The 22,303-nt window shown below is 49.5% G+C and carries 30 protein-coding genes and 1 pseudogene; 30 read left to right on the forward strand and 1 reads right to left on the reverse strand.

What is annotated here, in order from left to right; genetic code table 11:
- The 30 genes and pseudogenes from ACCI51_RS18100 to ACCI51_RS18245 all read left to right on the forward strand — a co-directional run.
- Positions 1-214: pseudogene (locus ACCI51_RS18100) on the forward strand (recombinase RecA); the annotation flags it as partial.
- A gap of 7 nt (positions 215-221) precedes the next feature.
- On the forward strand, positions 222-518 hold the full coding sequence (locus ACCI51_RS18105) for a head-tail joining protein (RefSeq protein ID WP_371844827.1): 297 nt from the start codon (positions 222-224) through the stop codon (positions 516-518).
- A 167-nt stretch (positions 519-685) separates the two neighbouring features.
- Positions 686-961, forward strand: a complete 276-nt coding sequence (locus ACCI51_RS18110; protein ID WP_371844828.1) for a hypothetical protein — start codon at positions 686-688, stop codon at positions 959-961.
- Between the two features lie 369 nt (positions 962-1,330).
- Positions 1,331-1,618, forward strand: a complete 288-nt coding sequence (locus ACCI51_RS18115) for a hypothetical protein (protein WP_371844829.1) — start codon at positions 1,331-1,333, stop codon at positions 1,616-1,618.
- A 149-nt stretch (positions 1,619-1,767) separates the two neighbouring features.
- Positions 1,768-1,980: a hypothetical protein gene (locus ACCI51_RS18120; RefSeq protein WP_371844830.1), complete on the forward strand. Its 213-nt coding sequence runs from the start codon at positions 1,768-1,770 to the stop codon at positions 1,978-1,980.
- Positions 1,981-1,987: 7 nt separating this feature from the next.
- Complete coding sequence (locus ACCI51_RS18125; protein ID WP_371844832.1) at positions 1,988-2,281, forward strand: head-tail joining protein; 294 nt, start codon at positions 1,988-1,990, stop codon at positions 2,279-2,281.
- 365 nt (positions 2,282-2,646) lie between these two features.
- Complete coding sequence (locus tag ACCI51_RS18130; protein ID WP_371844833.1) at positions 2,647-3,201, forward strand: hypothetical protein; 555 nt, start codon at positions 2,647-2,649, stop codon at positions 3,199-3,201.
- Entirely contained in the window at positions 3,201-4,211 is a 1,011-nt protein-coding gene (locus ACCI51_RS18135) for a DUF262 domain-containing protein (RefSeq protein WP_371844835.1), read from the forward strand. The genes ACCI51_RS18130 and ACCI51_RS18135 overlap by 1 nt, the downstream gene beginning before the upstream one ends.
- Before the next feature lie 197 nt (positions 4,212-4,408).
- Complete coding sequence (locus ACCI51_RS18140) at positions 4,409-4,801, forward strand: hypothetical protein (protein WP_371844836.1); 393 nt, start codon at positions 4,409-4,411, stop codon at positions 4,799-4,801.
- A gap of 50 nt (positions 4,802-4,851) precedes the next feature.
- Complete coding sequence (locus ACCI51_RS18145; protein WP_371844838.1) at positions 4,852-5,325, forward strand: phage tail tube protein; 474 nt, start codon at positions 4,852-4,854, stop codon at positions 5,323-5,325.
- Between the two features lie 12 nt (positions 5,326-5,337).
- A complete protein-coding gene (locus tag ACCI51_RS18150; RefSeq protein ID WP_371844839.1) occupies positions 5,338-5,697 on the forward strand; it encodes a phage tail assembly chaperone family protein, TAC in 360 nt (119 codons plus the stop codon).
- Positions 5,698-5,717: 20 nt separating this feature from the next.
- On the forward strand, positions 5,718-5,981 hold the full coding sequence (locus ACCI51_RS18155) for a phage tail assembly protein T (RefSeq protein WP_299589429.1): 264 nt from the start codon (positions 5,718-5,720) through the stop codon (positions 5,979-5,981).
- Positions 5,982-5,997: 16 nt separating this feature from the next.
- Complete coding sequence (locus ACCI51_RS18160; protein ID WP_371844841.1) at positions 5,998-8,244, forward strand: phage tail length tape measure family protein; 2,247 nt, start codon at positions 5,998-6,000, stop codon at positions 8,242-8,244.
- On the forward strand, positions 8,244-8,837 hold the full coding sequence (locus tag ACCI51_RS18165; protein ID WP_371844843.1) for a DUF2460 domain-containing protein: 594 nt from the start codon (positions 8,244-8,246) through the stop codon (positions 8,835-8,837). Before ACCI51_RS18160 ends, ACCI51_RS18165 begins: the two co-directional genes overlap by 1 nt.
- The gene (locus ACCI51_RS18170; protein WP_371844845.1) at positions 8,834-9,766 is read left to right on the forward strand and encodes a DUF2163 domain-containing protein; all 933 of its coding nucleotides are present in this window, start codon (positions 8,834-8,836) and stop codon (positions 9,764-9,766) included. The genes ACCI51_RS18165 and ACCI51_RS18170 overlap by 4 nt, the downstream gene beginning before the upstream one ends.
- Before the next feature lie 6 nt (positions 9,767-9,772).
- Positions 9,773-10,216: an NlpC/P60 family protein gene (locus tag ACCI51_RS18175; RefSeq protein WP_371844847.1), complete on the forward strand. Its 444-nt coding sequence runs from the start codon at positions 9,773-9,775 to the stop codon at positions 10,214-10,216.
- A complete protein-coding gene (locus ACCI51_RS18180; RefSeq protein WP_371844849.1) occupies positions 10,204-11,124 on the forward strand; it encodes a hypothetical protein in 921 nt (306 codons plus the stop codon). The genes ACCI51_RS18175 and ACCI51_RS18180 overlap by 13 nt, the downstream gene beginning before the upstream one ends.
- Positions 11,121-12,026 (forward strand): hypothetical protein, encoded by a 906-nt coding sequence (locus ACCI51_RS18185; protein WP_371844851.1) that lies wholly within the window; start codon positions 11,121-11,123, stop codon positions 12,024-12,026. Before ACCI51_RS18180 ends, ACCI51_RS18185 begins: the two co-directional genes overlap by 4 nt.
- A 1-nt stretch (position 12,027) precedes the next feature.
- Positions 12,028-12,615 carry a hypothetical protein gene (locus tag ACCI51_RS18190; RefSeq protein WP_371844852.1) on the forward strand — a complete coding sequence of 196 codons (588 nt, stop codon included), beginning with the start codon at positions 12,028-12,030 and terminating at the stop codon, positions 12,613-12,615.
- Between the two features lie 31 nt (positions 12,616-12,646).
- Positions 12,647-14,200, forward strand: a complete 1,554-nt coding sequence (locus ACCI51_RS18195; RefSeq protein WP_371844853.1) for a phage tail protein — start codon at positions 12,647-12,649, stop codon at positions 14,198-14,200.
- Between the two features lie 16 nt (positions 14,201-14,216).
- Positions 14,217-14,657, forward strand: coding sequence for a DUF2793 domain-containing protein (locus ACCI51_RS18200; protein ID WP_371844855.1), 441 nt, complete (start codon positions 14,217-14,219; stop codon positions 14,655-14,657).
- A gap of 218 nt (positions 14,658-14,875) precedes the next feature.
- Positions 14,876-15,184 carry a hypothetical protein gene (locus tag ACCI51_RS18205; protein ID WP_371844857.1) on the forward strand — a complete coding sequence of 103 codons (309 nt, stop codon included), beginning with the start codon at positions 14,876-14,878 and terminating at the stop codon, positions 15,182-15,184.
- Between the two features lie 136 nt (positions 15,185-15,320).
- Positions 15,321-15,755, forward strand: coding sequence for a hypothetical protein (locus tag ACCI51_RS18210; protein ID WP_371844858.1), 435 nt, complete (start codon positions 15,321-15,323; stop codon positions 15,753-15,755).
- A gap of 996 nt (positions 15,756-16,751) precedes the next feature.
- Positions 16,752-17,105 carry a hypothetical protein gene (locus tag ACCI51_RS18215; RefSeq protein WP_371844860.1) on the forward strand — a complete coding sequence of 118 codons (354 nt, stop codon included), beginning with the start codon at positions 16,752-16,754 and terminating at the stop codon, positions 17,103-17,105.
- A 109-nt stretch (positions 17,106-17,214) separates the two neighbouring features.
- The gene (locus ACCI51_RS18220; RefSeq protein ID WP_371844861.1) at positions 17,215-17,532 is read left to right on the forward strand and encodes a hypothetical protein; all 318 of its coding nucleotides are present in this window, start codon (positions 17,215-17,217) and stop codon (positions 17,530-17,532) included.
- A gap of 81 nt (positions 17,533-17,613) precedes the next feature.
- Positions 17,614-18,096 (forward strand): YegJ family protein, encoded by a 483-nt coding sequence (locus tag ACCI51_RS18225; RefSeq protein ID WP_371844862.1) that lies wholly within the window; start codon positions 17,614-17,616, stop codon positions 18,094-18,096.
- A gap of 92 nt (positions 18,097-18,188) precedes the next feature.
- The gene (locus ACCI51_RS18230; protein ID WP_371844864.1) at positions 18,189-18,626 is read left to right on the forward strand and encodes a hypothetical protein; all 438 of its coding nucleotides are present in this window, start codon (positions 18,189-18,191) and stop codon (positions 18,624-18,626) included.
- Between the two features lie 92 nt (positions 18,627-18,718).
- Positions 18,719-19,447, forward strand: coding sequence for a hypothetical protein (locus ACCI51_RS18235; RefSeq protein WP_371844866.1), 729 nt, complete (start codon positions 18,719-18,721; stop codon positions 19,445-19,447).
- A gap of 94 nt (positions 19,448-19,541) precedes the next feature.
- Entirely contained in the window at positions 19,542-19,853 is a 312-nt protein-coding gene (locus tag ACCI51_RS18240) for a hypothetical protein (RefSeq protein ID WP_371844868.1), read from the forward strand.
- A 502-nt stretch (positions 19,854-20,355) separates the two neighbouring features.
- Positions 20,356-20,622: a LexA family protein gene (locus tag ACCI51_RS18245; protein ID WP_371844870.1), complete on the forward strand. Its 267-nt coding sequence runs from the start codon at positions 20,356-20,358 to the stop codon at positions 20,620-20,622.
- Positions 20,623-21,714: 1,092 nt separating this feature from the next.
- Here the strand turns inward: ACCI51_RS18245 and ACCI51_RS18250 are convergent.
- Positions 21,715-22,053: a tyrosine-type recombinase/integrase gene (locus tag ACCI51_RS18250; RefSeq protein ID WP_371844884.1), complete on the reverse strand. Its 339-nt coding sequence runs from the start codon at positions 22,051-22,053 to the stop codon at positions 21,715-21,717.
- Positions 22,054-22,303 lie beyond the last annotated feature (250 nt).

Below are 22,303 nucleotides of genomic sequence, written 5' to 3' on the forward strand. Positions count from 1 at the left end.
CGTATTCACTGTGCCCAAGGTATCCGCCGCAGAGATCAATCAGGGCGAAAGCCTCACCTGGGTAACCGCCTCCAGCGCATTCGATAGTAACGCCGCGACCGCCGCCACCGGTGATATCACCGGCGCTACGGCCTTTGCTGCAGAGGCCGCCGGTGCAGGTACTGCCAGCCTAGCGGTCAAGTTTACCGGCGTACCGGGCACCGTGAAGGCCTAGGTGATCCATGGACCTGGACCAGAGAGCCGCAGAGCGCGCGTTTCGCAAATGGAGCAAGCCCGCTACCTATGATGATGGTAGCGGCGGCGAGCCTATTGATTGTCGTGTGATAAAAGATCAGGAGGTTGACGAGTTCGAGGAAGATGAGCGCGTGCGGGTGCCGCGTATTGAGTTGAGTCTGCTGGTGAGTGAGGTTGGGGTTTACAGCTCAGGGGCGGTGATTACCCTTGGTGGCGTGGAGTATAGGGTACGCAAGCGGCTGGTGGATGATGGGGTGGTTTGGCGGGTGCAGGTGGATGGGTAGGGTGTACCCTCTTCCCAAAGGGGTATTAATCAGTGAAAATGCTGAAATATTAATAAGCTGTTTTATATCTATTTTTTTACATTTGTACCAATCGCAGGTGTCTGAATAATTAGTCCAGCTTTGCTCCATTTTCAAAAGAAGTGGGGCTTAGAGAAATATAGAGTGAAATGAAAAAGCTTATTTTGGGTTTATTGTTAGTTGTTTATTATGGGAAAGTGGCTTCTATGAATATTTTTGAAATGATGCGTGCAGGTGAGATCCATCCGCTTTGGTTTGGTGTATTCGTACAAAGTATGTCATTGGGTGCTTTATGTTTCCTTTTGGCAAAGAGTAAATATAGAAATACAATCATTGCTTTCATTGCAGGCTTCATTCCTATTTTTAATTATCTAGCTGTTTTGTACTACATTGGCGTTCCTAAACAAGAAAAGTCATGCAAGTAAAGGCCATCAACATCAATGCCTTCGGGTTATTTTGGTTTTGCTTTAAGTGCTTAATGCGTAATTCATCCCCGCACAGGAAGTAGTTGTTTGAGAGTCATGAAAATTATAGGCTGTAGTGCAAGTGTCCAATTATCCTTATTTATTGTTTTAATGTCCGGGTGTGCTTCTTCGAAATCTGGTATTTATCCTAATCCATCTGCATCAATTTTATTTGATGTAGATAATGGTTATTATGGATCTCTGGCAGTAGATTATTGGAGGTCCAATGTTGATATTTGCTTTGATGTGAAAGTTGTTGACGTGTATTTGGGGCCAGAATGAGAGTCGCAGGTAACATGGATTTTTTACGATAAAGAAAAAAATAATTGGTTGCGGTTGTATCTGGCGGCTGGAGTCGACCAAAAATTAAAATTGATGTCGGATGTTGTTATTGATGGTTATGAAAATAAATCCCTACCGCTTTCAAGAGGTAATCTTGGGAAAGGGAATGTCTACAGTTTTAAGTATACTTTTATTGATGAGAATAAGCTGGAATTCAGTTTTCTAAATGAAAGTATAATAATTGATTTGCCGTTCAATCCAGAAAAGCTGGTTTTAAGTGGTTCAGGCATTAAAGCGAATATGGCGTATTCAACTGGCGAGTGTAATATAATCTAGGCTAAACTAAATTTGCCATGTCCAAGTTTTTTATAAATACATTACAAAGCCAAACAAAATTCTAGGCTTCGCGCACTGGGCTTGTAACAAGTTGATCGCCTGCCAGGTGGTCGCCATCAGCGCATCCGGGGTTATCGCAATAGAAAAGCGTGTTCAGCGTACCCAAGGTATCCTGCGAGGTGATTGGCCAGGGCGAATCCCTAACTTTGGATATCCCCGTGGCGGGCTTTGATGAGAGCGCCGCAACAGCCGCAACAGGCGATATCACCGGCCCCACCGCCTTTGCCGCAGAGGCCGCCGGTGCAGGTTCTGCCAGCCTCGCCGTGAAGTTTACCGGCGTACCGGGCACCGTGAAGACCTAGGTGATCCATGGACCTGGACCAGAGAGCCGCAGAGCGCGCGTTCCGTAAATGGGGCAAGCCCGCTACCTATGACGATGGTAGCGGTGAGCCTATCGATTGCAAGGTGATCATTGAGCAGGAGATCGATGACTTCGATGAGGATGAGCGCGTGCGGGTGCCGCGTATCGAGTTGAGTCTGCTGGTGAGTGAGGTAGGGGCTTACAGTTCTGAGGCGGTGATTACGCTAGGTGGTGTGGCGTATCAGGTGCGCAAGCGGCTGGCGGATGATGGGGTGGTTTGGCGGGTGCTGGTGGATGGGTAGCGAAAACTGACAGATCGTCGTTTTTGGGCCACTCAAGGAATTATTCTGCTGCCTAAACAATGTACAGCTGTGCATTTTGTTAACAAAGATTACAGCAGATTCTCCTTTTTCTAGGTAAAACTAAGTTACTAATTGATACTAAAGGGTTCTCATAATGATAAAAAGCAACGAAAATACTGAGACATAGGGGCCCTGCATTACGTCTATTTTGGTACCTTTTTACCAAGTGTGGGTGGCTCATTGATTCCCCATGATTTTTTCACCTTCGAAGGAAGTAGAGTTTAGACATATAAAGTAGGGTGGTTTAAAGAGGCTCCATTTGAATTAACTGTTGGCTCTCGGGCTGTTGGAATGGAAAACATTGAATGATAGAGGAATTCAAGGCTGACCTTACAAGCTTAAACAGCCTCCAAATCTACAGGAAGTACGTTCTCGGAGGAGATTGTCACCTCCTTGATAATCACCAAATTTTTGAAATTCGTGAAACTATCTGTGAGAATTTTCAAATAGAGTATAACGATGTGATTTTGGTTGGGTCTGGCAAGCTAGGGTTTAGTATAAAGCCTAGTCGAAGGTTTCGAGCATTTAACGATGACTCTGACATCGATATTGCAATCGTATCAACGAAACTCTTTGAGAAAATTTGGGAAGAGGCTTACTTGTTTAAGAAGAGTGGAGCTGACTGGCCGTCATCAAATAGATTCTTCAAGTATATTTCTGAAGGCTGGATACGTCCTGACAAACTACCAACCAGTAGCTATTTTACTTTTACAGCTGAGTGGTGGAATTTTTTCAATGATTTAACCAGTAGTAACCGATTCGGTCCATATAAGGTTCGTGGTGGTTTGTACCATTCTCATTTTTTCTTACAAGAATACCAAACAATTTGCATTGAGCAGTGCATTCAGGAGGCGTTTTAATGGATACTTCAGCTTCAAATCGGCGCCTTCGAGTGCTCCTAACTGCAATTGGCAACAAAACTCTTGTTCCACAACCGGACTTCCAAAGACGATTGGTCTGGACTAATAAGGATAAAATTGAATTTATCAAAACAGTTTTGGAGGGATATCCTTTTCCAGAGATATACATAGCCGCTGGTAGAGTTGATCCTAAAACGGGTGAAGGCTCAGAGGTTCTTGTTGATGGCCAGCAACGTATATCGACGTTATACCAATATTTTAAAGGTTCGCCAGACATCAAATTAAGTAACAATTTGCCAGCCTACTCTGATCTTGATGAAGAGAAACAGATAGCCTTTCTTGAATATAAGGTTGTGGTCAGAGATATGGGTAATATGCCGATTGAACATATCAAAGAAGTTTTTAAGAGGATTAACTCGACGAGTTACGGGTTAAATGCGATGGAATTACATAATTCTCGGTTTGGTGGGGAATTTAAGCAGTTTGCTGAAGAGGTCTCTAAGGATAAGTTTTTTGAGAACAATCGGGTATTTACATCTGGCGATATTAAACGGATGAATGATGTTAAATACTGCCTAGGCCTGACAATCACAATCATGACCACCTATTTCAATCGAGATAAGGAGCTTGAATTATATCTAGAAAAGTTCAATGAAGAGTTTCCGGAAAAAGAACGGATAAGCAAAGAGGTCTCTATGGTGCTCAATTTTATAGAACGCCTAAACTTTGAAAGTACCTCCAGGGTCTTTAAGAAAGCAGATTTCTATACCTTGTTTGTTGAAATTCATAGGGCTCTTGTAAAGAATGATCTTTCTTTGAATGTTAGTATTTTGAGGGAATGCTTAGACTCTTTCTACGACCGTGTAGACCGTGTCGCAGACGGGGGGCTTGTTAATGATACGAAGGCGAAGGAATACTACAATTCTGCACTTCAAGCCAGTAACGACAGAAGTAATCGGATCACGCGAGGCGAGTCAATTTTTGAGCTAATTCAAGGTTCTATAAAATAACAAAAAAGGCAGCGGACATCGATGACTTCGCTGTTTTGGGTGTTAAGGATGAGATCCATAAGTATTATTTATTTTGTTTTATATGAATACTTGAATTGTAGATAGCCATCAAAAAGACGGCTGGTAAAAACCACAAAAGTTACTCAAACCCGCACCCGCGGGTTTTTTTATGCTCAAAATTCCTGGAGCACTTCCCAATGACCCAACGCATCACTATCCGCGATGCTGTACTAAATAAGTTGAAAATCCTGCCCGGCTACAACTTCCCCTCAGCGGGCACCACGGAAGGCATCGAGCGGGAAAAGCTGCCGGCCATCCTTGTGGGCTTTGCCACGGAACAAACAGAACAAGAATTCTCAGGCACCACTCGACGACTGGATCTTGTCGTGTCGGTGGTGGTGCACAGCCGGGGGGATATCTATGAACGGCTGGATCAGGCCACTGAGGAGGTTGAGAGCGTCCTGCAGGATCGAACCCTGGGCGGTGCCTGTGAAATTTTTGCGCTCTCGCAAACCGATTTCGCCCTGGATCAGGATCACCCGCTGGGCGAGGTGCGCCTGACCTATACCGCCCAATATTCCACTGAATGACGCCTCTCAGCGTCGGTATTAATTTCTACTAAAGCAACGGGAGAATCCCTATGTCTCAATTGGCTCAGGGCACCAATATTTATTTTATTGATCCGGCAGATGACACTGTACAGAAAGTGACTGGGGTGAATTCTTTTAACCCCGGCGGTAACCCGGCGGATCAGCTGGATGATACTTCCCTGGAAGACTTGGATAAAAAGTTCAAACGGGGCCTGCGTACACCGGGGCAGGCGTCGGTGGGTCTTAAAATTGATCCGAGAAATGCAGTCCATAAACGCCTACATGCGCTGTCACAGGATGACACGGTGGACAATATGAAATGGGCGGTGGGCTGGAGTGATGGCACCGAGCCACCTACGGTCACCGATAAAGACTTTGTGCTGCCGGATAGCCGCACTTGGTTCACCTTCGAGGGCTATGTAGCCGACTTCCCCTTTGATTTCCAGCAGAACAGTCTGGTCACTGGTGAAATGTCGATCCAGCGCAGCGGCGGTTCGGCCTGGACTGTTAAAGCTTCCACTTAAGGTTATGCAATCATGGAATTATCCATTGAATCCCTACAAGAGCAGGGCGCCTTTTCTGGCCCCCCGGTGGAGCGCGCTATCACCTGGAAGCAGGGCGAACAGGAATTAACCGCGACGGTTTATGTGCGCCGCCTGTCTTACTACAGCGCCGTCAGTGATGTGGCGGCACTGCGTGGCGAGGGCGATGTGATTGCCGGGCGCATTGCGGCCTGTATTGTCGATGCGGAGGGCAAACCGGTCTTTACGCCGAAGGATATCACCGGCGAGGCAGACCCGGAGCGCGGCCCGCTCAATGCAAACCTGACTCAAGCGCTGCTGCTGGAAATCGGGGCGGTCAATAATTTGGGAAAGACGCCCAGCTCAGTGAGCTAGACGAACTCTGGCACGAGCTGGTGCTGAATGGCATCGGCGGCTGCACCATCGCCGAGGCTCAGCAGCGGCTCAGCTATGAGGAGGTCCAGCGCTGGGCGCTCTACCGTAAAAAACGCGGTTCCCTGCATCCGGGAATGCGTATCGAAAGATCCTCGGCGCTACTCGCCACCCTCTACGCCAATACCCACAAAGGTAAAGGCAGTCCCGTAAAAATCACCGACTTTATGCCCCATGAGGAAGAGCCAGAGCTGTCGCTGCAACAGGCGATGAAGAGCTGGCACTAGGGGCCAGTGGATAGCTATGTCTAAAAAAAGCCTGGGCACATTAAGCGTTGATCTGGTCGCTAAAACTGGCGGCTTTGAGAAGGGGCTGGATAAAGCCGCGCGTCATACCGATAAGCGTATGCGCGATATCAAAAAAAGCAGCAAGACGGCCGCGCGGGCTATTGGGGCCGCCTTTGCCGCGATTGGTGGTGCGATCGGTAGTAAAGCGATTATCGATGCGACCATACGCCAGGAAAATGCCCTGCGGCAGCTGGAAGCGCGGTTGAAGTCCACCGAGGGTGCCGCGGGGCTTTCCTCGGAAGAACTGCAAAACCTGGCCGGCAGCATGCAGCAACTCACCACCTTCGGTGATGAAGCGGTCATCGAAATGGAAGCGCTGCTGCTGACCTTTACCAATATCCAAGGCGAGGTATTTAAACGAGCCACCCCGGCGATTCTGGATATGTCCGTGGCCATGGGCACGGATCTGCGTTCCTCGGCAGTTCAGCTGGGCAAAGCGCTGAATGATCCGATAAAGGGTATTTCTGCCCTCAGCCGCACCGGCATCCAATTTACCGATGCGCAAAAAAGTACCATCGAAGCCCTGGTGGAATCCGGTCGCACGGCCGAGGCGCAAGGGCTGATCCTGGAAGAGCTGGAAAAACAATTTGGCGGCGCTGCCGAGGCCGCAGCCGATACGTTTGGTGGAGCTTTAAAGCAGGCACAGAACGCCTTTGGCGATCTGCTCGAATCCGAGGGCGGGCTCAATGAGGGTAAGGCGGCGCTGCAGGAGCTGACCGAACTGCTGCAAGATCCGGCCACCAAGAAAGCGGCCGCTGCGCTTACCAATGGTTTGATTAAAGGGTTTACCGCAGTTTCCAAAGTGATCACTGAGACGGTGAACACCGTCCAGTATCTGGCCGAGGAGTTTGCGGCCATTACTGTGGGCATCCATGCCGACGATATTGTGCGATTGGAACGGGATGCCCAGCGTATTCGCGATGTGCTCGACAATAATGACTTTGGCGAGCGCCTGCGCTTCTTCGGCCCTAAGGGCGTGGTGGAATATTGGAACGATAAAGAATTAAAGACAGAGCTGGCGCGGCTGGAATCGGCGATCGATACCTATTACAAACCGCGCTCAAAAATTGCCGGTAACTCAACACCAGCCCCCGCCGGGCTGACTGAAAATGCCAGCCTGATTACTGATGCGAACCCGGAGGGCGAGTTACTTCCGCCGGTGGATCACTGGATCGCCTTTCACGAAGTCATCGAAGAACTGGGCACCGAATTTAAAACCGCGAAAGAAGAAGCCGAGGCCCTGCAGCGCAATCAGGAAGCCTATGCCGGTCTTTTAAAAGATCTGCGCACCGACGAAGAAGTGCTCACCGATCAGATGCGCGAGCGCCTGGCCATTGTCGATGCCATGGCCGGCCTGACCGACGAGCAGCGCCAGGAAACCCTCGGCCGTATCGCCGACGCCGCCACCGAAGACGGACCAACCCTGGGCGGCCTCGACAGTGGTGAGGATATCGAAACCGCGCGCACCGAGCTGGAGGACTGGTATTCCACCCAGCTCGATATGCTGGCGCAATTCCGCAGCGAGCGCGCCGACCTCAATGCCACCTGGGATGAAGAGGAATTATCCCTGCGGCAGCAGTACGAAGAGCGCCTGACCGAAATCACCCAGGCCAATGAAGACCAGCGCCGCCAGCAGCAGCTGGAGGGGTACGCCACCCTGATGGATGTGGCGGGGCAGTATTACCAAGGCATGGAAGGCGAAGAGGCGGCCTATATGCGCGCAGCCCTCGCCATCGGCGGCACTCTGCTGGATGAGAAAAAACGCAACGCCCTGCAGAGCGTAATCGCCAATACCCAGGACGCGGCCATGGGGGCCTATAACGCCATGGCCTCGATTCCCTATGTGGGCCCGGTGCTGGGCGCGGCAGCGGCGGGTGCGGTGTATGTTACCGGCGGTCTGGCTGCGGCAAAAATTACCGGTATGGCTCACGACGGTATCGACGCGGTGCCGGAAGACGGCACCTGGCTGCTGCAAAAAGGCGAGCGGGTGACCACCTCGGAAACCAGCGCAAAACTGGACCGCACCCTGGCCATGATTCAGGCGGATAGGCACAGCGGTGGCGGCGGTGGGGATTACAGCCGCCCGGTTTCCATGACGCAGAATATTCGCGTCGATGGCCGGGTGAATAATCGCACCGCCTCACAGCTCGCCCGCGAAAGCGAACGCAAACAACGGATTAACCGCAGGAGGCTGGGCTCTTAATGTTTAATGAAAGTCGCCTGCTGGAAAAAGTGGCCTACGGCTCCGAATACGGCCACCGCTATAAAACCGCTATTAAAGCATTGCGCAGCGGGGTAGAGCGCCGCAATGCCGAGTGGGAGCGCCCCCTGGGCCGTTACTCGGTGCTGTTTAAAAACCTGGATTCTGCCGACCATCACATCGTGGTTGCTGCCCATCACGCCTGTATGGGGGCCCTGATTGGTTTTCGTTTTAAAGACGCCAGCGATTTTGAAGCAGAGCAAGAGGTGATTGGTTTTGGCACCGGTGAAAGCACAACTTATCAGCTAGAAAAACAATATGTGTTCGGCGCCTTTTCCTATCAACGCAAAATTGTAAAACCAGTGATCGGCCGGGTAACCATTTTTGTCGATGGCAATCCGGTGGCCGCCAGTATCGATTACACCACCGGCCAGGTGCAGCTCAGCGCCGATAACGGGGCAGAAATTACCTGGAGCGGCGAGTTCGATGTGCCCGTCAGGTTTGAAGACGATGAGATCGGCTTCAGTATCGACAACCGCCACCAGCAACTGCCGGTACTCAATGGCAATGTGGAACTGCTGGAGATTCGCCTGTGAGACAGATTCCCCCAGCACTGCAAGCCCATTTGGACAGCGGCGTCACCACGCTGTGCCGCTTATTAAAAATCACCTTGGCCGATGGCCGCCAGTTCGGTGCCACTACGCTGGACCGCGATATTGAATTCGAAGGGCTGATTTATTACGCCCAGAACGGTTTCGATTCCAGCATTATTGCCAGCGATACCAGTTTCGATGTGGACAACGCCGAGGGCTATTCGCTGTATAGCACCGACGTGCCCGGCATCACCGTCGAGATGGCCGAGCGGGGCGAATTGGACGGGGCGGAGTGGGCCATGGTTTTAGTCAATTACCGCGATCTCTCCATGGGTGCACTGTTATTGGATGGTGGCGATATTGGTGAGGTGCGCACGGTAAAGAATACGGTATTTATCCCGGAATTGCTCAGCTACGCCATGCGCCTGCGGCAGTCCATCGGCCATGTGGATTCCGTCACTTGTAGGGCCATATTCGGCACCCCGGCCAATTCCCAGACCGGTTGCGGTGTGAATGCGGAATCCCTATGGCAGCCCGCCACCGTGACCGCCGTGGATGGTGACGAGCCCAAAGTCACCTATAAGGTCAGCAATATTGCCAGCCTGCCCACCGCGGCCAAGCGCTGGCGAGTGCGCTGGGTGAGTGGCGATAACGTCTCCGCGCGCCTCTATCAGGTGGAGGCCGTGGATACCGCAACCGGGCAGATTACTCAAATCGAACCGCTGCCCTTCGCCGTGCAACCGGGCGATGCGCTGGAAATACGCGAAGACTGTGACAAGCAGTTTTCCACCTGTAAATACCACGGCAATTGGTTGGATTTTAAGGGCGAAAACTTAATCCCAATCGGCCAGGCCAGCGATACCCCCGGCGCCGGCGTGCCCGGTAGCACCGGTGGTGGATCCTCTTTTCATTTTAGCCAGCAGCGCCACTAAAGAACTATGCAACAACAAAGAATCGACACACTGGCCTTTGCGCGGGGTCTGGTGGCTAAGCGCGTGCACTGGCGGCACCGGGGCCGCACCGCCTGGGCGGTGGATTGCGTGGGCTTAATCGTGCTCAGCCTGCGCGCCGCCGGCCTGAATATCGAAGATGAAAAACACTACGGCCGCGAACCCTGGAAAGACGGCGTGCGCCGCAAGATGCGCGCGCGTTTCGGTGAACCGATTGCGGAAGAATTCTGGCAGCCGGGGGATATTGCCGTTTTTAAATCCCCGCAGCGCAGCGATCCCAGCCATGTGGGTTTTCTCGGGGATTACTCTCTCGGCGCCCCAGGTGATTTTAGTTTGATCCATGCCCACGCCGATCAGGATTGCCGCGAGCATGTATTGGATGCGCGCTGGCGCCGCTTGCTGGTGGAGGTGTACTCGCCATGGGCAACCTGATTTTCGGCAAGACCACCATTCAGGGGCGCAAGTTCGACAAGATCAAACTGCAGACCAGCAAGGCGGGTGTGCCGCGCCAAATTATTTTTGGCCGGGTAAAGCCGGTGGTGGGCAATATTATCGCCACCACCCCGCCAAAAATTGTTAAGAAAAAACAAAAGCAAAAAAGCGGTAAGGGCGGCGGTAAAACTGAAGTCGTGAACGAAGAGGTCTATCGCACTTATGCAATACGCATTTGCGAGGGGCCGATTACCGGTATCTGCAAAGTCTGGCGCAACAATGAATTGGTCTACGACCGCGACAGTACAGACCCCACCCAGATCGACAATAACCAGGCGTTTATGGAATTGGCCGAGTTTTTTCTCGGTGGCTTTGATCAGATGCCCAGCGCCGTACTGCAGGCCGCCTTTGGTATTCACAATGTACCCGCCCATCGCGGCACCTGTTATCTGGTCATCGATAACGAAAACCTCACCAGCACCGGCGGCGCCATTCCGCAGTATGCGTTTGAGGTGGAGCGCAGCGAGGGTTTTGTGCTCACCAGCAACCCCTACCCGCTGGAAACCATAGAAACACTCGGTGCCGAGTTTGTCGAGGCGCGCCCGGCGCCGCACGGCTTTGCGGGGGACCGGTTGAAGAGTCAGTTAACAGGAATTAGCGGGGATTTGCGTTCAACCCTGCGCAGTTACGCCGATTATTCCCCTGAGTCTTTCCTTTCGTCTTTATCGGGTATCTCTGGGGAGCTGCGCACTTTGCTGCTCGCTTATGACCATTATTCGCCGGAGTCCCTCAGTTCAACTTTTACTGGCATTTCCGGGGAGTTACGCAAAGCCCTGTTGCGTTATGAAAACGCGGAACTCGAGACCATAAAGTCCAGTTTTGCTGGAATATCAGGAGACCTATCGTGATTCATTTAAGCAGTAACGCCCCGCGTGGCTTCTATACCTTAAAAAAAACCGACTCCAGTGGTCGCTCCACTTCGCTGAGCTTTGAAAACCTGATCACAGATATTGGTTTAAATAAGCTCGGCACAATGTCCGCCGACGATATTGTCCGGAATTTCTATGTAGGCAGCGGCAGTGCCACACCCGCATTCACCGATACGAATATGAATAGTTTGGTAGGCGCATCCTCCAGTATTCAATCGGATTCAGAGGGCACTCAAATCGAGGTAGCGCCTTACTACGTCTACCTAAAAAAAACCGTGCGCTTTGCTGTGGGCGCCGCTGCGGGCAATCTTTCAGAAGTGGGTGTCGGCTGGGAAAGCGATCCTTCGGGGAGTCTGTTTTCACGGGCACTCATTCGCGATGCAGATGGCAATCCCACTAGCCTTACAGTGCTCAATGACGAATATCTGGATGTGACCTATGAATTGCGTATTTACCCCGAAACATCTGATGTGACAGGGGTGGTCGCAATTGGCGGCAAGGATTACCAATACATTGCCCGGCCGGGGAATCTCGCAAGTACAAATACAGATGGCTGGTCGCTGGGTAGGAGCAATACCAGTGTGAGCAAGCCCTGGGCCTACGATGGCAGTCTTGGCGCTGTAACCGGACTGCCCAGCGGCAATGCAGATGATGGTGCGGGCGCAGCAGTACCCTACACCAGTAATAGCTTACAGGCCTCAGTGCAGCAGATGTGGGGCTTGAATGATGGCAATTTAGGTGGAGTGCGTTCTATTCGGGTCTATATGGGCTGGTCATGTTGGCAGCTGCAATTTTCCAATACCAGCGATGGCAGTGCCATCCCGAAAGATACCTCGAACGTTTTGAGCTTTGTATTAACCCACAGCTGGGCGCGGGGTTGAGATGGCACTGCCTGAAAACACCTTATCGAGCCAGCCGGTAGCCAGCCCCTTTATTGGCGGCGCGGCTCTACCGGTTCGAAATATTACCGACTACGAGCGCGGCGGTGTGGCGATTCAAGATCCCAGCAAAGGCTTAAATTTCCAAACCTGGCGCGCGCGGATATTAAACGACGGCAAAGCCATAGTGCTGGATGCCCAGCAGGTGAGAGCCAGCACGGTGATTAGCGGGGCCAATATCACCGAGGTGAGCCTGGCCTTTGACCAGAATATGCGCCCGGTGATTGCCTATGTGGAAGCCGGTACGGCCAAATTGTATTGGTATGACTCCAGCCAAAACGCCCAGGTAACCACCACTTTTGCGGGCTTTATTACTCCACGGGTATCCTTGGACGATAAGCGCCCCCTGCAGCAGCATATTAGCGATGTAATTTTCGCCTATTTAAAAAACGGCAATCTCTATCACCGCCGCCAGCGCGACCGCTACGGCACCGAGTATCTGCTGGCCAGTAATGTGAGCAGCCCCGGCCTGGTGAAAATAGGCATGAGCCGCAATTTCCGTTTACAGTTTTTGCTCAAAAGCCCTGACTAGCCCCCTAAATAAAACCTTCGAATAAACCCCTATGCCTTATCCCCTCTATGCCGTGGTCGCGGAAATCTGCGAGCGCGCCGGCCTGCCGTTTGGCAAATTCGATACCACCCTGCTGGAGGGGTATGTCTCGGGGATGCAGATCAGCAACGACGCCCCCGCGTTCGAACATATTCAGGAACTGGCCAAGGTGTTCTTTTTTGATCCAGTCAATCGCGGCGATTCCCTGGTGTTTACCCCGCGCGGCGCCGAGCCGGTAATGACCATCGACGAAAACGATCTCATCAGCGATAGCGACGACGAGAAAACCCGCCGTTCCCCAGAAGAGATTGTGCGGGTGCTCAATCTCAACTATTACGACGCGGACGGCGGTATCGATACCTGTAAGCAGACCAGTGACCGCAGTATCGATACCCGTGGCGAGGGCGAGAAAAATATCGAGACCCCATTAGTTTTAGAAACCGATCAGGCCGCGCAGATCGCCGTGATTATGCACAAGGTGATGATCGAAGAGCAGCGCGGGGACTTTGAAATTACCCTGCCGGACAGTTACCTAAAACTCACCCCCGGCGATGTGGTGTTGTTCCATGGGGACCGCTGCCGCATCGATGAAGTCTCCCTCGATAGCGGGGAACAGAAGTACAAACTGATCCACGACCGCAAGAGCGCCTATCAATCCCAGGCCTTCGGCGTAGCCCCCATGGCCCCACCGGCCCCGGTGCCACTGGTGCCGGGCGCTACCTATATTCAATTTATCGACGCGCCCATACTGGCCAGCGGTGACGACAGCCAGCTGGGTTACTACGTCGCCATCGCCGGCAGCAACAGCGCCTGGGCCGGCGCTACAGTGGCGCTGTCCCTCGATGGGGGGCAGAACTTTATCGAGTCGGACAGCACCGATATCGAGGCCGTGATGGGCGAGCTCACCACCAGCCTCAACAGCCACAAACGGGAAATCCCCGATACCCACAACCGCGTGCAACTGCGCCTGTATGACACTAACGACGCCCTGGAAAACCGCACTCTCGCGGATCTGCTCAACCGCCAGAATAGGGCGCTGATCGGCCATGAAATCGTCAGCTTTGGCGAGGCCGAAGAAATCAGCCCCGGCGTGTGGGAAATCGGCTACTTGCTGCGCGGGCGTCTCGGCACCAATCCGACAAACCACCCAGCCGGCACGCGCTTTGTATTACTCGAGCGCAACACGCTCAATTACATTCCCACCGAGCGCTACAACCTCGGCCAGACCCTGACCTTCCGCGCCACCAGTATCGGCAGCGGCAAAGAAACCACAACCAGCGGACTCTTCAGCGGCGCCAGCCACGCCGAACCCGCCCCGGCCAATCTCAGCGCGCACCGCAACGGTGGCCAGCTGGTAATCCAATGGCACGGAGTAGGGCGCCTCGGCGGCCGCGCCGCCTACGATCAAAGCCAGTTTTTTGCCGGCTACCGGGTAACCGTCAACGGGCAGAGCACCGACACCAGCGCAACCACTTTAACCCTCGCAGATCCAGGCACCGCGACGATCACCGTCAGTCAGCTAAACAGCATCACCGGCCCAGGCCCGGCGGCACAGATCAGCGTATAAGCAGGAAATAAAGACCATGAGCAACACACCGAACAACGGCATTCCCTACGCACAAGAGGGCACCCTAGACCCCGCTGCCGGCCTCAACCAAGCCCTGGACACTATCGACGCACTGCTACAGATCGAAGTGCAAGGTATCCAAAACGATCCCCCAGAAACGCCCACCGACGGCAGCCGCTATATCGTTGCTACCGGCAGCGGCGACTGGGTAAACCAAGACGGCCAGCTCGCCCGCTATGTGGCGGACCCCGGCTACTGGCAATTCTTTCCCGCCAAGGTCGTGCTCAATCAGGCCGACAGCCTGCTGTATATCAACACCAGTAGCGGCTGGCAGGTGGCCAACCGCCCGGAGACTTTGCCGCAGATTACGGGGGATACGGGCACGGATTTAGCGGGGGTTGTTGGGCAGATGTTGGCAGCATTGAGCGGGGTTTACTGGGATAATCAAGCCACCTAGCTTGCTTTGGCTATCAGGGATCAAAAGCCCCTTCATATATCCACAGGGAAAAATTTACTAACCTTTTGACTTTTAAGGGGTTTTCAAAAGGATATATAGCAGCGAAAATGCCGGGATATGATGCGGCTGCAATATATCCACTTATGTACGCTGGTACCAACGGCCGGTAACCTGATGTTCCTACAGGGTTTTCTTTAAATCGTTGCCGAAAGGAGTCTGTGGATATAGTAGTGGGTGATATATTGCAGCTGCTTTTGAATACACTGTTATGCGGCCGGTTGAGAATGGCTAAGATAATTTTTTACTTAGGGATTTCGATCTTTGTTTACACACTGATAGCAATAGCTACAGGAATTCCTGAGTTAGTGGATTTTGTTCCGCTGAATTGGGTGCAATCTACACCGGAAAATGGCTATTACAAGGTTGTTCCCTCAGATAGCCCTAGTGTTAGCAAGTGGTACACGCTTGGTATTGCCGTCATACTAATTTTGGCTGGCTACTTTGCAGGCGGCCCTAGAAAGAAATAGTTTTATTCACAGTGCGAGGTCACGCATAACCAGGCCAGGCAAGATCGCCCAGCCGGAGACTGGGCTGGACAGCCTACGCTTCGCTTCGGCTGCCCTTGCTGGCAACGTTATGCCTTACGAATATTGAAGTCATGCGATGAACGAAGAGTTTGAAACAATCAAAGATCAGTTGGCTGGCCTGGAGCTATCTTATGCCTGGCGAGGTCATGGATCAGCGATTTTTCTAGAATTTGGGAAGCTTGATCACAATACAGGTAAAAACAACCCGATTGGTGAATTTTCTCTCATGCTTGATTGTGAATGGCGGATCGAGAATTCTAATCAAATACTTTGTGGTAGCTACCGTAGTCATGATGAAATTGAGAAAGAAATCCATGGCTTGGTCGGCGACCAGTTAGTGAATCTTGAGTTTATGGGCAATCTGCCAGAAATAAGCATTGCCCTAGCGTCTCAAAAATATGTTGTATCGTTTACCAGCGATGTAGGCGATCCAGAGTGGGGGCTAAGGTTGCCCAGTGGCTCTTGGCTCTGTAGTAAGGGCGGGAGTGTAGTTTTAGACAAAAGGGCATAACAAGGCAAGGCAGGCGGACCGCTCACGCGGCCGCTGCTCGCAACGTTAGTTACTCTTAATGAAGATGATGAAACATAAATGCCCACACTGTAATGAAAAGGTGATTTCGAATTGGGGTAAGTTCAATTCCAGTGCGTTGCACCCCGCCATCTGTCCCAGCTGCGGTGGTTACTCTAAGCAGCACTATGCTGGTACAGCACTCGAGAGCTTGCTGATAAGCTTTGGTGTTCCCGCAGTCTTGCTATGGTCTCTCCTCGCTGAAACTTGGTGGCCAGTCTTTGCCTCAGTGTTGGTTGTTATAGCTAGCGGTGTTCTCAAATTTTTATACGTCCCAATGGTTGTCGTTGATCTACAGGCAGCCAAAAACTATCACTGGTTTGCTTTCGGGTGCTTAGTTATAGTTCTAGCTTGGGTCTCCTATGCGGCACTTGGAAGTTAAGCAACTAACAAATCAATTAACTACGCGCCTTCGGCGCCCGACAGCTTACACTGCGCTTCGCTGCGTTCCAGCTGCGGGTTATTGAGGCGTTAAAGGTACTCAATAGTGTGGCTCTTAAAATTTACAAGTAAGCGCAAGGCCATACAGATCTTCAAAAGGGATTTGAGGCGTAAATTGTCAGATGATTGGGGTAACAAGAGGAAGTATTTGGCCTCTGAGGTAACTAATAGTGTTCAAAGCCACTACCCCAAATTATCTAAGTATGAAATGTACGCAATATACATGTGGTCAGAGAAAAAGCAGTTTGATAAATATTGTACAGAATCTAACATAAGCCTTACCTCAATCGAGGCTAGGAAAGAAATTGGATCTGTTGTGATCTCCATGAGTAATAGCGATTCTTCCGGATTAGAATTAGATTCTAGCAACGACTTTTCTGGCTCAGGAGGTTTGGATTGAACCCATCTTTAACAAGTAAAGCACCCGACATCAAAACCGTCGCTTCGCTATGGTTTTGATGCAGGTGCTTTAAGCGTTTATGTGAACGAGGAATTTAAGTGAGTTACAACATCGCGGTAGTAAATTTTAAGCTACCAGAAAATTTTGAAGAAGCAGTTGCACTTGTGAATTCGATGACAGATATGGATGTGCCTGAAATCGCGAGCATTTACAAAGAGTTCCATGATGAGGTAACAAAGGCATTTCCTTGTCTTTGCAGTCTACCTGACGATGAAATTGATAATGGTGTTTGGTGTGATGGCCCTCTCATCAATAACTTCACGGTCAAAGCGCCTGTGATAGGATTTTCATATTCAAAAGTTGAAGAAGCCTTGCCCGTAGTTGGCAACTTGGCTCTAAAAATGGGGCTGTCGGTTCTCGACTGGCAAGCAAGTAAGGTATACAACCCGTGAATCACATAACAAATCAATCAACTTCGCGCCTACGGCGCCGGGCCGCTAAAAGCGTGGCTTCGCCACAACGCGGCCGGTTATTGAGACGTTATGCGTAAGTGAAGAGAATATGGATAGGATTTATCACAATATCATCGATGCGCCGCATCTATACGATATCGTTTATTTTTCATATAAAGTCGATTCAGATAACGTTAAAGAGTCATATATCGATCTCCACTTAGAAAGAGATGGAGATTTAGTAAGGCTTCGGTTCAAATCTCCACAAGACTTGGAGATTGAAAAAGGATTTCCGTATGCAACGGGAGGTATGTTCATTGAAGACGTTACTTCACATCAGCTTGACGGGATCAATGTATATGTTGGGGATTTTGAGGCCAGTCATGGCTCAATTACTTTTTGGGCGAACAGTGTTGTTCGGTTCTAAGAAAATCCGCATAACAAGAAGGTGCATGTGACAGCCACCGCGTTGCGGCGTCTGCACATGACCTTAGCGTTAGGAGGAGATATGATTCGAATATTGTTCTACGTATTACTGCTTATACCTGCTTTGGTGAATGCTAATGAAAAGATAGACGACCAAGTCGTATTCATCAGTGAACAAGACAAGGCTATGAATACAGCTATTGATAAGGCTCGAGCAACGTTAAACGATTTTTTCAAGGTAGCAGATCAACCGCCTGAAGAAGCAAGTGACTTTAAATTAAAGGTAATGGTTTCTGATGAGAATGGCGTTGAACACCTATGGTTTTCACCTTTCAAAGTGATTGAAGGTGGCTTTGCTGGTGTTTTGGTAAACGAGCCGAATATTATAGCTTCAATGAGCTATGGAAAAGTCTACGCATTTAGGGAAAGCCAAATTACAGACTGGGGTTATGTTCTGAATGGAAAGCAAGTGGGTAGTTATACAGTTTGTGCATTATTTCAAACAATGGACAAATCAGTTGTAGAGCAATATAGAACTGAGCACGGTTTCGAGTGTGACTCCTAACAAGTGCCGGCACAATCGCGCACTTCGTGCGCTGGACTCGCAACAAGTTGCTCGCCTGTGCGGCAAGCGTTAGCGTCATAAGAGCGATGAGTATGAAAGTTGTACAAACTCGTGTCCAAGGGCTTATCTATAGATTAGATAACTTAGTCCTCTCTCTAATTGGTATCTGCTTGGTATCGATTGCAATGGTATTTTTTGGAAAGGATATTCCTCAAAATTATATAAAATTCTACGTGACAGGACTTTTCATCATACCAATTGGGGTAACAGTTTGGCTCGCAGTATTTAATAGTGGTAAGTCTAAGGTCGAGGAGTACTCATTTTCAGTTACTGAAGATGCAATAGTTTTTCGTAGTTTGTCAGGATCTGACTACATGCCTATCTCTGAGTATAAGGATTATGTAGTTAAGGGGTGGTGGCCAATGACTATTTGCATAATAGGCAGTGAAAGCAGCATAAAATTTAGTCAGTCTGTGTTTTCTGCAAAACAAATTAATCAAATAAAGAATGAGCTAGATCGGTTGCGCTAACAAACGCAAGCAGCCGACTCGCTACGCTCACGGCTGTTGCGGGCGTTAGTAATGATACCCAAAATAAATTAACCTAAACTTAGATGTTATATATGTTTAAAAAAATTCTACATTTGATCTCTCTAGCTTCTTTTGCGGGTCTTCTGCTCGCATGCAGCGGTGGCAGCGGTGGCAGCGGTGGCAGCGGTGGCAGCGGTGGCGGCGGCGGAGACAGTTCTGATCCAGTAGAGATGCCCGCTGAAATAGATAGCTTTACCGCCTCCGAATTACTTTCAATTGATCCTCCTTCTTTTGAAGTTGCAGTACGATTTTCACAGAACGTATCGCGAGCAGACGCTCTCGATATCGGAGTAAAAGTTGTGGTGGCTACCGATGGAACTGGTGATGTTATGGGGCAGGACTTTGCCCTCTCTTACAATATGGATTGTCCAAGCGGCTCTGAAAATTGCGATCAGACTGATTACTTCTTTACTTGGAGCTATGGAGATATCATAGGCTGGTGCTGCACTCTTAGAGGGCGCGACCTTTCGTATGAACTCACGAATGTAGAAGGATATTTACAGTTAACTATGAGCTATCATGGAAAATTTACTAAGAGCACATATGATAATCTAGTTAACGGTAACGTCTTAACAAATGTAGAAGCAATTCTTTTCTCTGGGCCAAATAAAGAAACTGTTTTATCAAGAGACTACTACCCGCTGGCGAATGAGTTTACTGATCAACTTGGGGAACTGAATGATAATCTCCGTGATTATGATGGTTCCTCAGGTTTAATTGATATTCAAAGTATTACTATCACTAATTATTTGGCCCCCTAAATTCGTCAAAGGTACTAACAAATCAAGGAAGCGGGACGCCGTAACTGGCACCCCTTCTTGAGGCGTTAAAGCCCAGCACAATTAAGGGAATCAATTGAATAAAATAATTTTTGTGTTTTTTAGTTGTTGTGTTGTAGCGTGCACGCCTTCAACACGTTACGTTAAGTCGGAGTCAAGTGCTCGCAATGATTTCGAGAATGATAACTTAAGCTTGGCAAGTTCAGGTTATATTGGGTGTCCAGCAAGTGAAATAATTATTTCAGGTGTTGATGTACGCTCATATGATGATGCTAAATCTTGGAAGGCTACATGTAGAAATAAATCTTTTTATTGCTCGGAGATTTCTTATTACCGTACCGCCTATCCAGAGATGGCGGTTCAGCTCAGTTGTGCAGAAGAAATTTAGCCTTGTATAATAAACCTATCAGTCGGGTAGTTTGAGCCACGTATTTTTGCGGCAACTTTGCATACAATCAGGCCATTAAAGACGGAAAGGGAAACAGCGCAAAGTAGTGGTGCAGATTCTCGGCCCCGCACACCTTCGCCAAAGTAATCCCCATCGCCTCACACCAAGCCGGCAGCTGATCGCGAGGAGGTGGGGCTAACCCTTCAGGGCATTATTTTCGTTGTGGAGGAAAAGGCCGCTGGTAAAAGCTTGCCCATAGAAGAGGTGGCTTAGCATGCTGGTGCTGTGGGTGGTGCTGGCCTCATTGTCACTCATTCCTCTTGTCTATTGGCTGCCTGCGGCAATAATTTGTGTGTATATACAGTATTTAGGTATTACAGCATGAAGCTTTCCCCACTCTATGGCCACGGCGTTGCCTGGAGTTTTCATTCGCCCGCTGATGACCTCAAGGAGGCAGCGCTAATCTTGGGAACACCTGATCACCAAGCCCGCGGGAACCTACATGGTCCGCGCCAATGGTGACTCAATGGTAAATGCGGGTATCAATGGTGGTGATTTATTGGTTATCGATCGCTCCTTAACCCCTAAGTACGGTGATGTGGTCGTGATTGCCCTGGGCGGCCTGCTAACGTGCAAGATACTGGATCGATGCCGCGGGCGGCTGATGACGGTAAATGATAGATATGTTCATATACCTATTTGGGAAGGGCAGGAGTTAGTTGTAGAGGGGGTGGTTAAAACATCAGTGCGCTATCATCGAGGAGAGTGAGAGGTTTGAGATTGGTAAACAGGTATTTCCCTATAAGATTCAATAAGTTATATTTTTGTGTACTGAAGACTGGCAGTGTTGAGGTCAGCGGTTCGATCCCGCTTAGCTCCACCAAATTTCCCTTGTCTATCAAGGGGTTGCGAGAAGAGGTTCATGTCCTCTTATCCGGTGGACAAAAACGTGAACAATAACTCGCAAGAATGAAAAAGGGCCTCTTTGGTCCTTTTTTTGTCTGATGATTGCTCCCATATCTTTTATTTATGCTTCCTGATTAGCGCCTTTCATCAGTTTTAGGGCTGCTGTTGTCTGTAATAAGCGGAAAGACAGAGAGCTATGAGACTTATTAGAGATTCGGACCTCTTCCCTGTCGCATCACTTAAAAATAAAAATTTTGGAGTGCCGATCTAGACAAGATAGGTTGACTTTTAGCCAACTCTTTATTGTTTGAGGAAATTTATTATATGTAATTTTTGAAATCTCCTGAAGTCCTGGACCTTGCCCTTTCTGCTATAAGTGTGTTTCTTGCTATAGCAAGCTTAGTACATGCTTTCTATTCAAACCGAAAAATAAAAAGGATTAAGAGCATTACTAGGAAGGGGGTTGGCATTTATATCAAACTGCTAACACAGCAGGAGGCGTTGTTCATGAGTCGTTGAATTTATATAAAGAAAAGTGCAAAAGTAATCTAAATTTTCTTCTTGAGCGGTTATCCAAGGTTGACCAATTAAGTTTGAATGTTTACCACGACTGTATTCGCTTCATTCAGCTTGTCGAGCCCAAATCTACTCTAGATATTATTAATTGTTGGAAAGAGACTGGTAAAATTAACAAAGGCCATGTGGATTCATTTAGGAAAATTGTAGTTGGTGGTGAGTCAAAGAAAAATAGAGTTTTGAGGTCTGAAAGTGTTGGGTTGATTATTACTGAAATTTGTACATTGTTGTGGCCTTACGCCGGATATATAGATTTGGTGTTTTTTAGGTGGGTTATAGGAAATATCTGGAATACAAGAGCCCGAGTGATTTTGTGGTTGGCAGACGCTGAAAAATAGGCCGAGATACATTTTACGGCCATCTCTTAACTTTCGAATTTCTAGAACTCTCTTCTAATTACCTGTTCGTTTAAATAGATGTTAATCTCCTCATAATCAATACCATGTCTCGCTTGATAAGACTGGGTAACTCGCTCATCAGTATGCGCCATCAGCTGCTGCACTGACTTAACGTCATACCCCATTCGCTTAAATCGATCTGAAGCCAGATTACGCACTTCGTGGAAGCTGGGTGGGGTTTGGTTTTTGGGTAAGCCGATATAGAGTCCGCTAGCGTTGCGGACTTCAGTGAACATATCGCTCAGTCGGTCGAGGCTTACCTGGCAAATATGCTCTTTAGTTTTTCCCGTACGACGTTGCTTGGGAGTATGGCTCAGTATATAGGGACAGCGGTAATTTCTGAGACAGAGTTCCCTGGCGCGGCATAATAACTATGCCGGGTTGTTGGTGGGTTTTTAGATTAAAGATTAAGTGGCTGGCGGCAAGGCTGTCCCGTTGCGCTTCGGATTTATTGATTGCTTTGCGCAGGTGATCGCCATTTAGGTGTTTCACAAAATGCAGTTCGCAAATATCAGTGTGGCGCATAGTAGTCAGCATACTGATGCCCATGGCAATTTGTAGTGTCTCATA

Source organism: Microbulbifer echini (assembly GCF_041447225.1).
Classification (GTDB): domain Bacteria; phylum Pseudomonadota; class Gammaproteobacteria; order Pseudomonadales; family Cellvibrionaceae; genus Microbulbifer; species Microbulbifer echini.

Coding starts and splice junctions, on each gene's coding strand:
- ACCI51_RS18105 (WP_371844827.1), top strand. CDS start 222: ATGGACCTGGACCAGAGAGCCGCAGAGCGCGCGTTTCGCAAATGGAGC.
- ACCI51_RS18110 (WP_371844828.1), top strand. CDS start 686: ATGAAAAAGCTTATTTTGGGTTTATTGTTAGTTGTTTATTATGGGAAA.
- ACCI51_RS18125 (WP_371844832.1), top strand. CDS start 1,988: ATGGACCTGGACCAGAGAGCCGCAGAGCGCGCGTTCCGTAAATGGGGC.
- ACCI51_RS18130 (WP_371844833.1), top strand. CDS start 2,647: ATGATAGAGGAATTCAAGGCTGACCTTACAAGCTTAAACAGCCTCCAA.
- ACCI51_RS18135 (WP_371844835.1), top strand. CDS start 3,201: ATGGATACTTCAGCTTCAAATCGGCGCCTTCGAGTGCTCCTAACTGCA.
- ACCI51_RS18140 (WP_371844836.1), top strand. CDS start 4,409: ATGACCCAACGCATCACTATCCGCGATGCTGTACTAAATAAGTTGAAA.
- ACCI51_RS18145 (WP_371844838.1), top strand. CDS start 4,852: ATGTCTCAATTGGCTCAGGGCACCAATATTTATTTTATTGATCCGGCA.
- ACCI51_RS18150 (WP_371844839.1), top strand. CDS start 5,338: ATGGAATTATCCATTGAATCCCTACAAGAGCAGGGCGCCTTTTCTGGC.
- ACCI51_RS18160 (WP_371844841.1), top strand. CDS start 5,998: ATGTCTAAAAAAAGCCTGGGCACATTAAGCGTTGATCTGGTCGCTAAA.
- ACCI51_RS18165 (WP_371844843.1), top strand. CDS start 8,244: ATGTTTAATGAAAGTCGCCTGCTGGAAAAAGTGGCCTACGGCTCCGAA.
- ACCI51_RS18175 (WP_371844847.1), top strand. CDS start 9,773: ATGCAACAACAAAGAATCGACACACTGGCCTTTGCGCGGGGTCTGGTG.
- ACCI51_RS18180 (WP_371844849.1), top strand. CDS start 10,204: ATGGGCAACCTGATTTTCGGCAAGACCACCATTCAGGGGCGCAAGTTC.
- ACCI51_RS18190 (WP_371844852.1), top strand. CDS start 12,028: ATGGCACTGCCTGAAAACACCTTATCGAGCCAGCCGGTAGCCAGCCCC.
- ACCI51_RS18195 (WP_371844853.1), top strand. CDS start 12,647: ATGCCTTATCCCCTCTATGCCGTGGTCGCGGAAATCTGCGAGCGCGCC.
- ACCI51_RS18200 (WP_371844855.1), top strand. CDS start 14,217: ATGAGCAACACACCGAACAACGGCATTCCCTACGCACAAGAGGGCACC.
- ACCI51_RS18210 (WP_371844858.1), top strand. CDS start 15,321: ATGAACGAAGAGTTTGAAACAATCAAAGATCAGTTGGCTGGCCTGGAG.
- ACCI51_RS18220 (WP_371844861.1), top strand. CDS start 17,215: ATGGATAGGATTTATCACAATATCATCGATGCGCCGCATCTATACGAT.
- ACCI51_RS18225 (WP_371844862.1), top strand. CDS start 17,614: ATGATTCGAATATTGTTCTACGTATTACTGCTTATACCTGCTTTGGTG.
- ACCI51_RS18230 (WP_371844864.1), top strand. CDS start 18,189: ATGAAAGTTGTACAAACTCGTGTCCAAGGGCTTATCTATAGATTAGAT.
- ACCI51_RS18235 (WP_371844866.1), top strand. CDS start 18,719: ATGTTTAAAAAAATTCTACATTTGATCTCTCTAGCTTCTTTTGCGGGT.
- ACCI51_RS18245 (WP_371844870.1), top strand. CDS start 20,356: ATGGTCCGCGCCAATGGTGACTCAATGGTAAATGCGGGTATCAATGGT.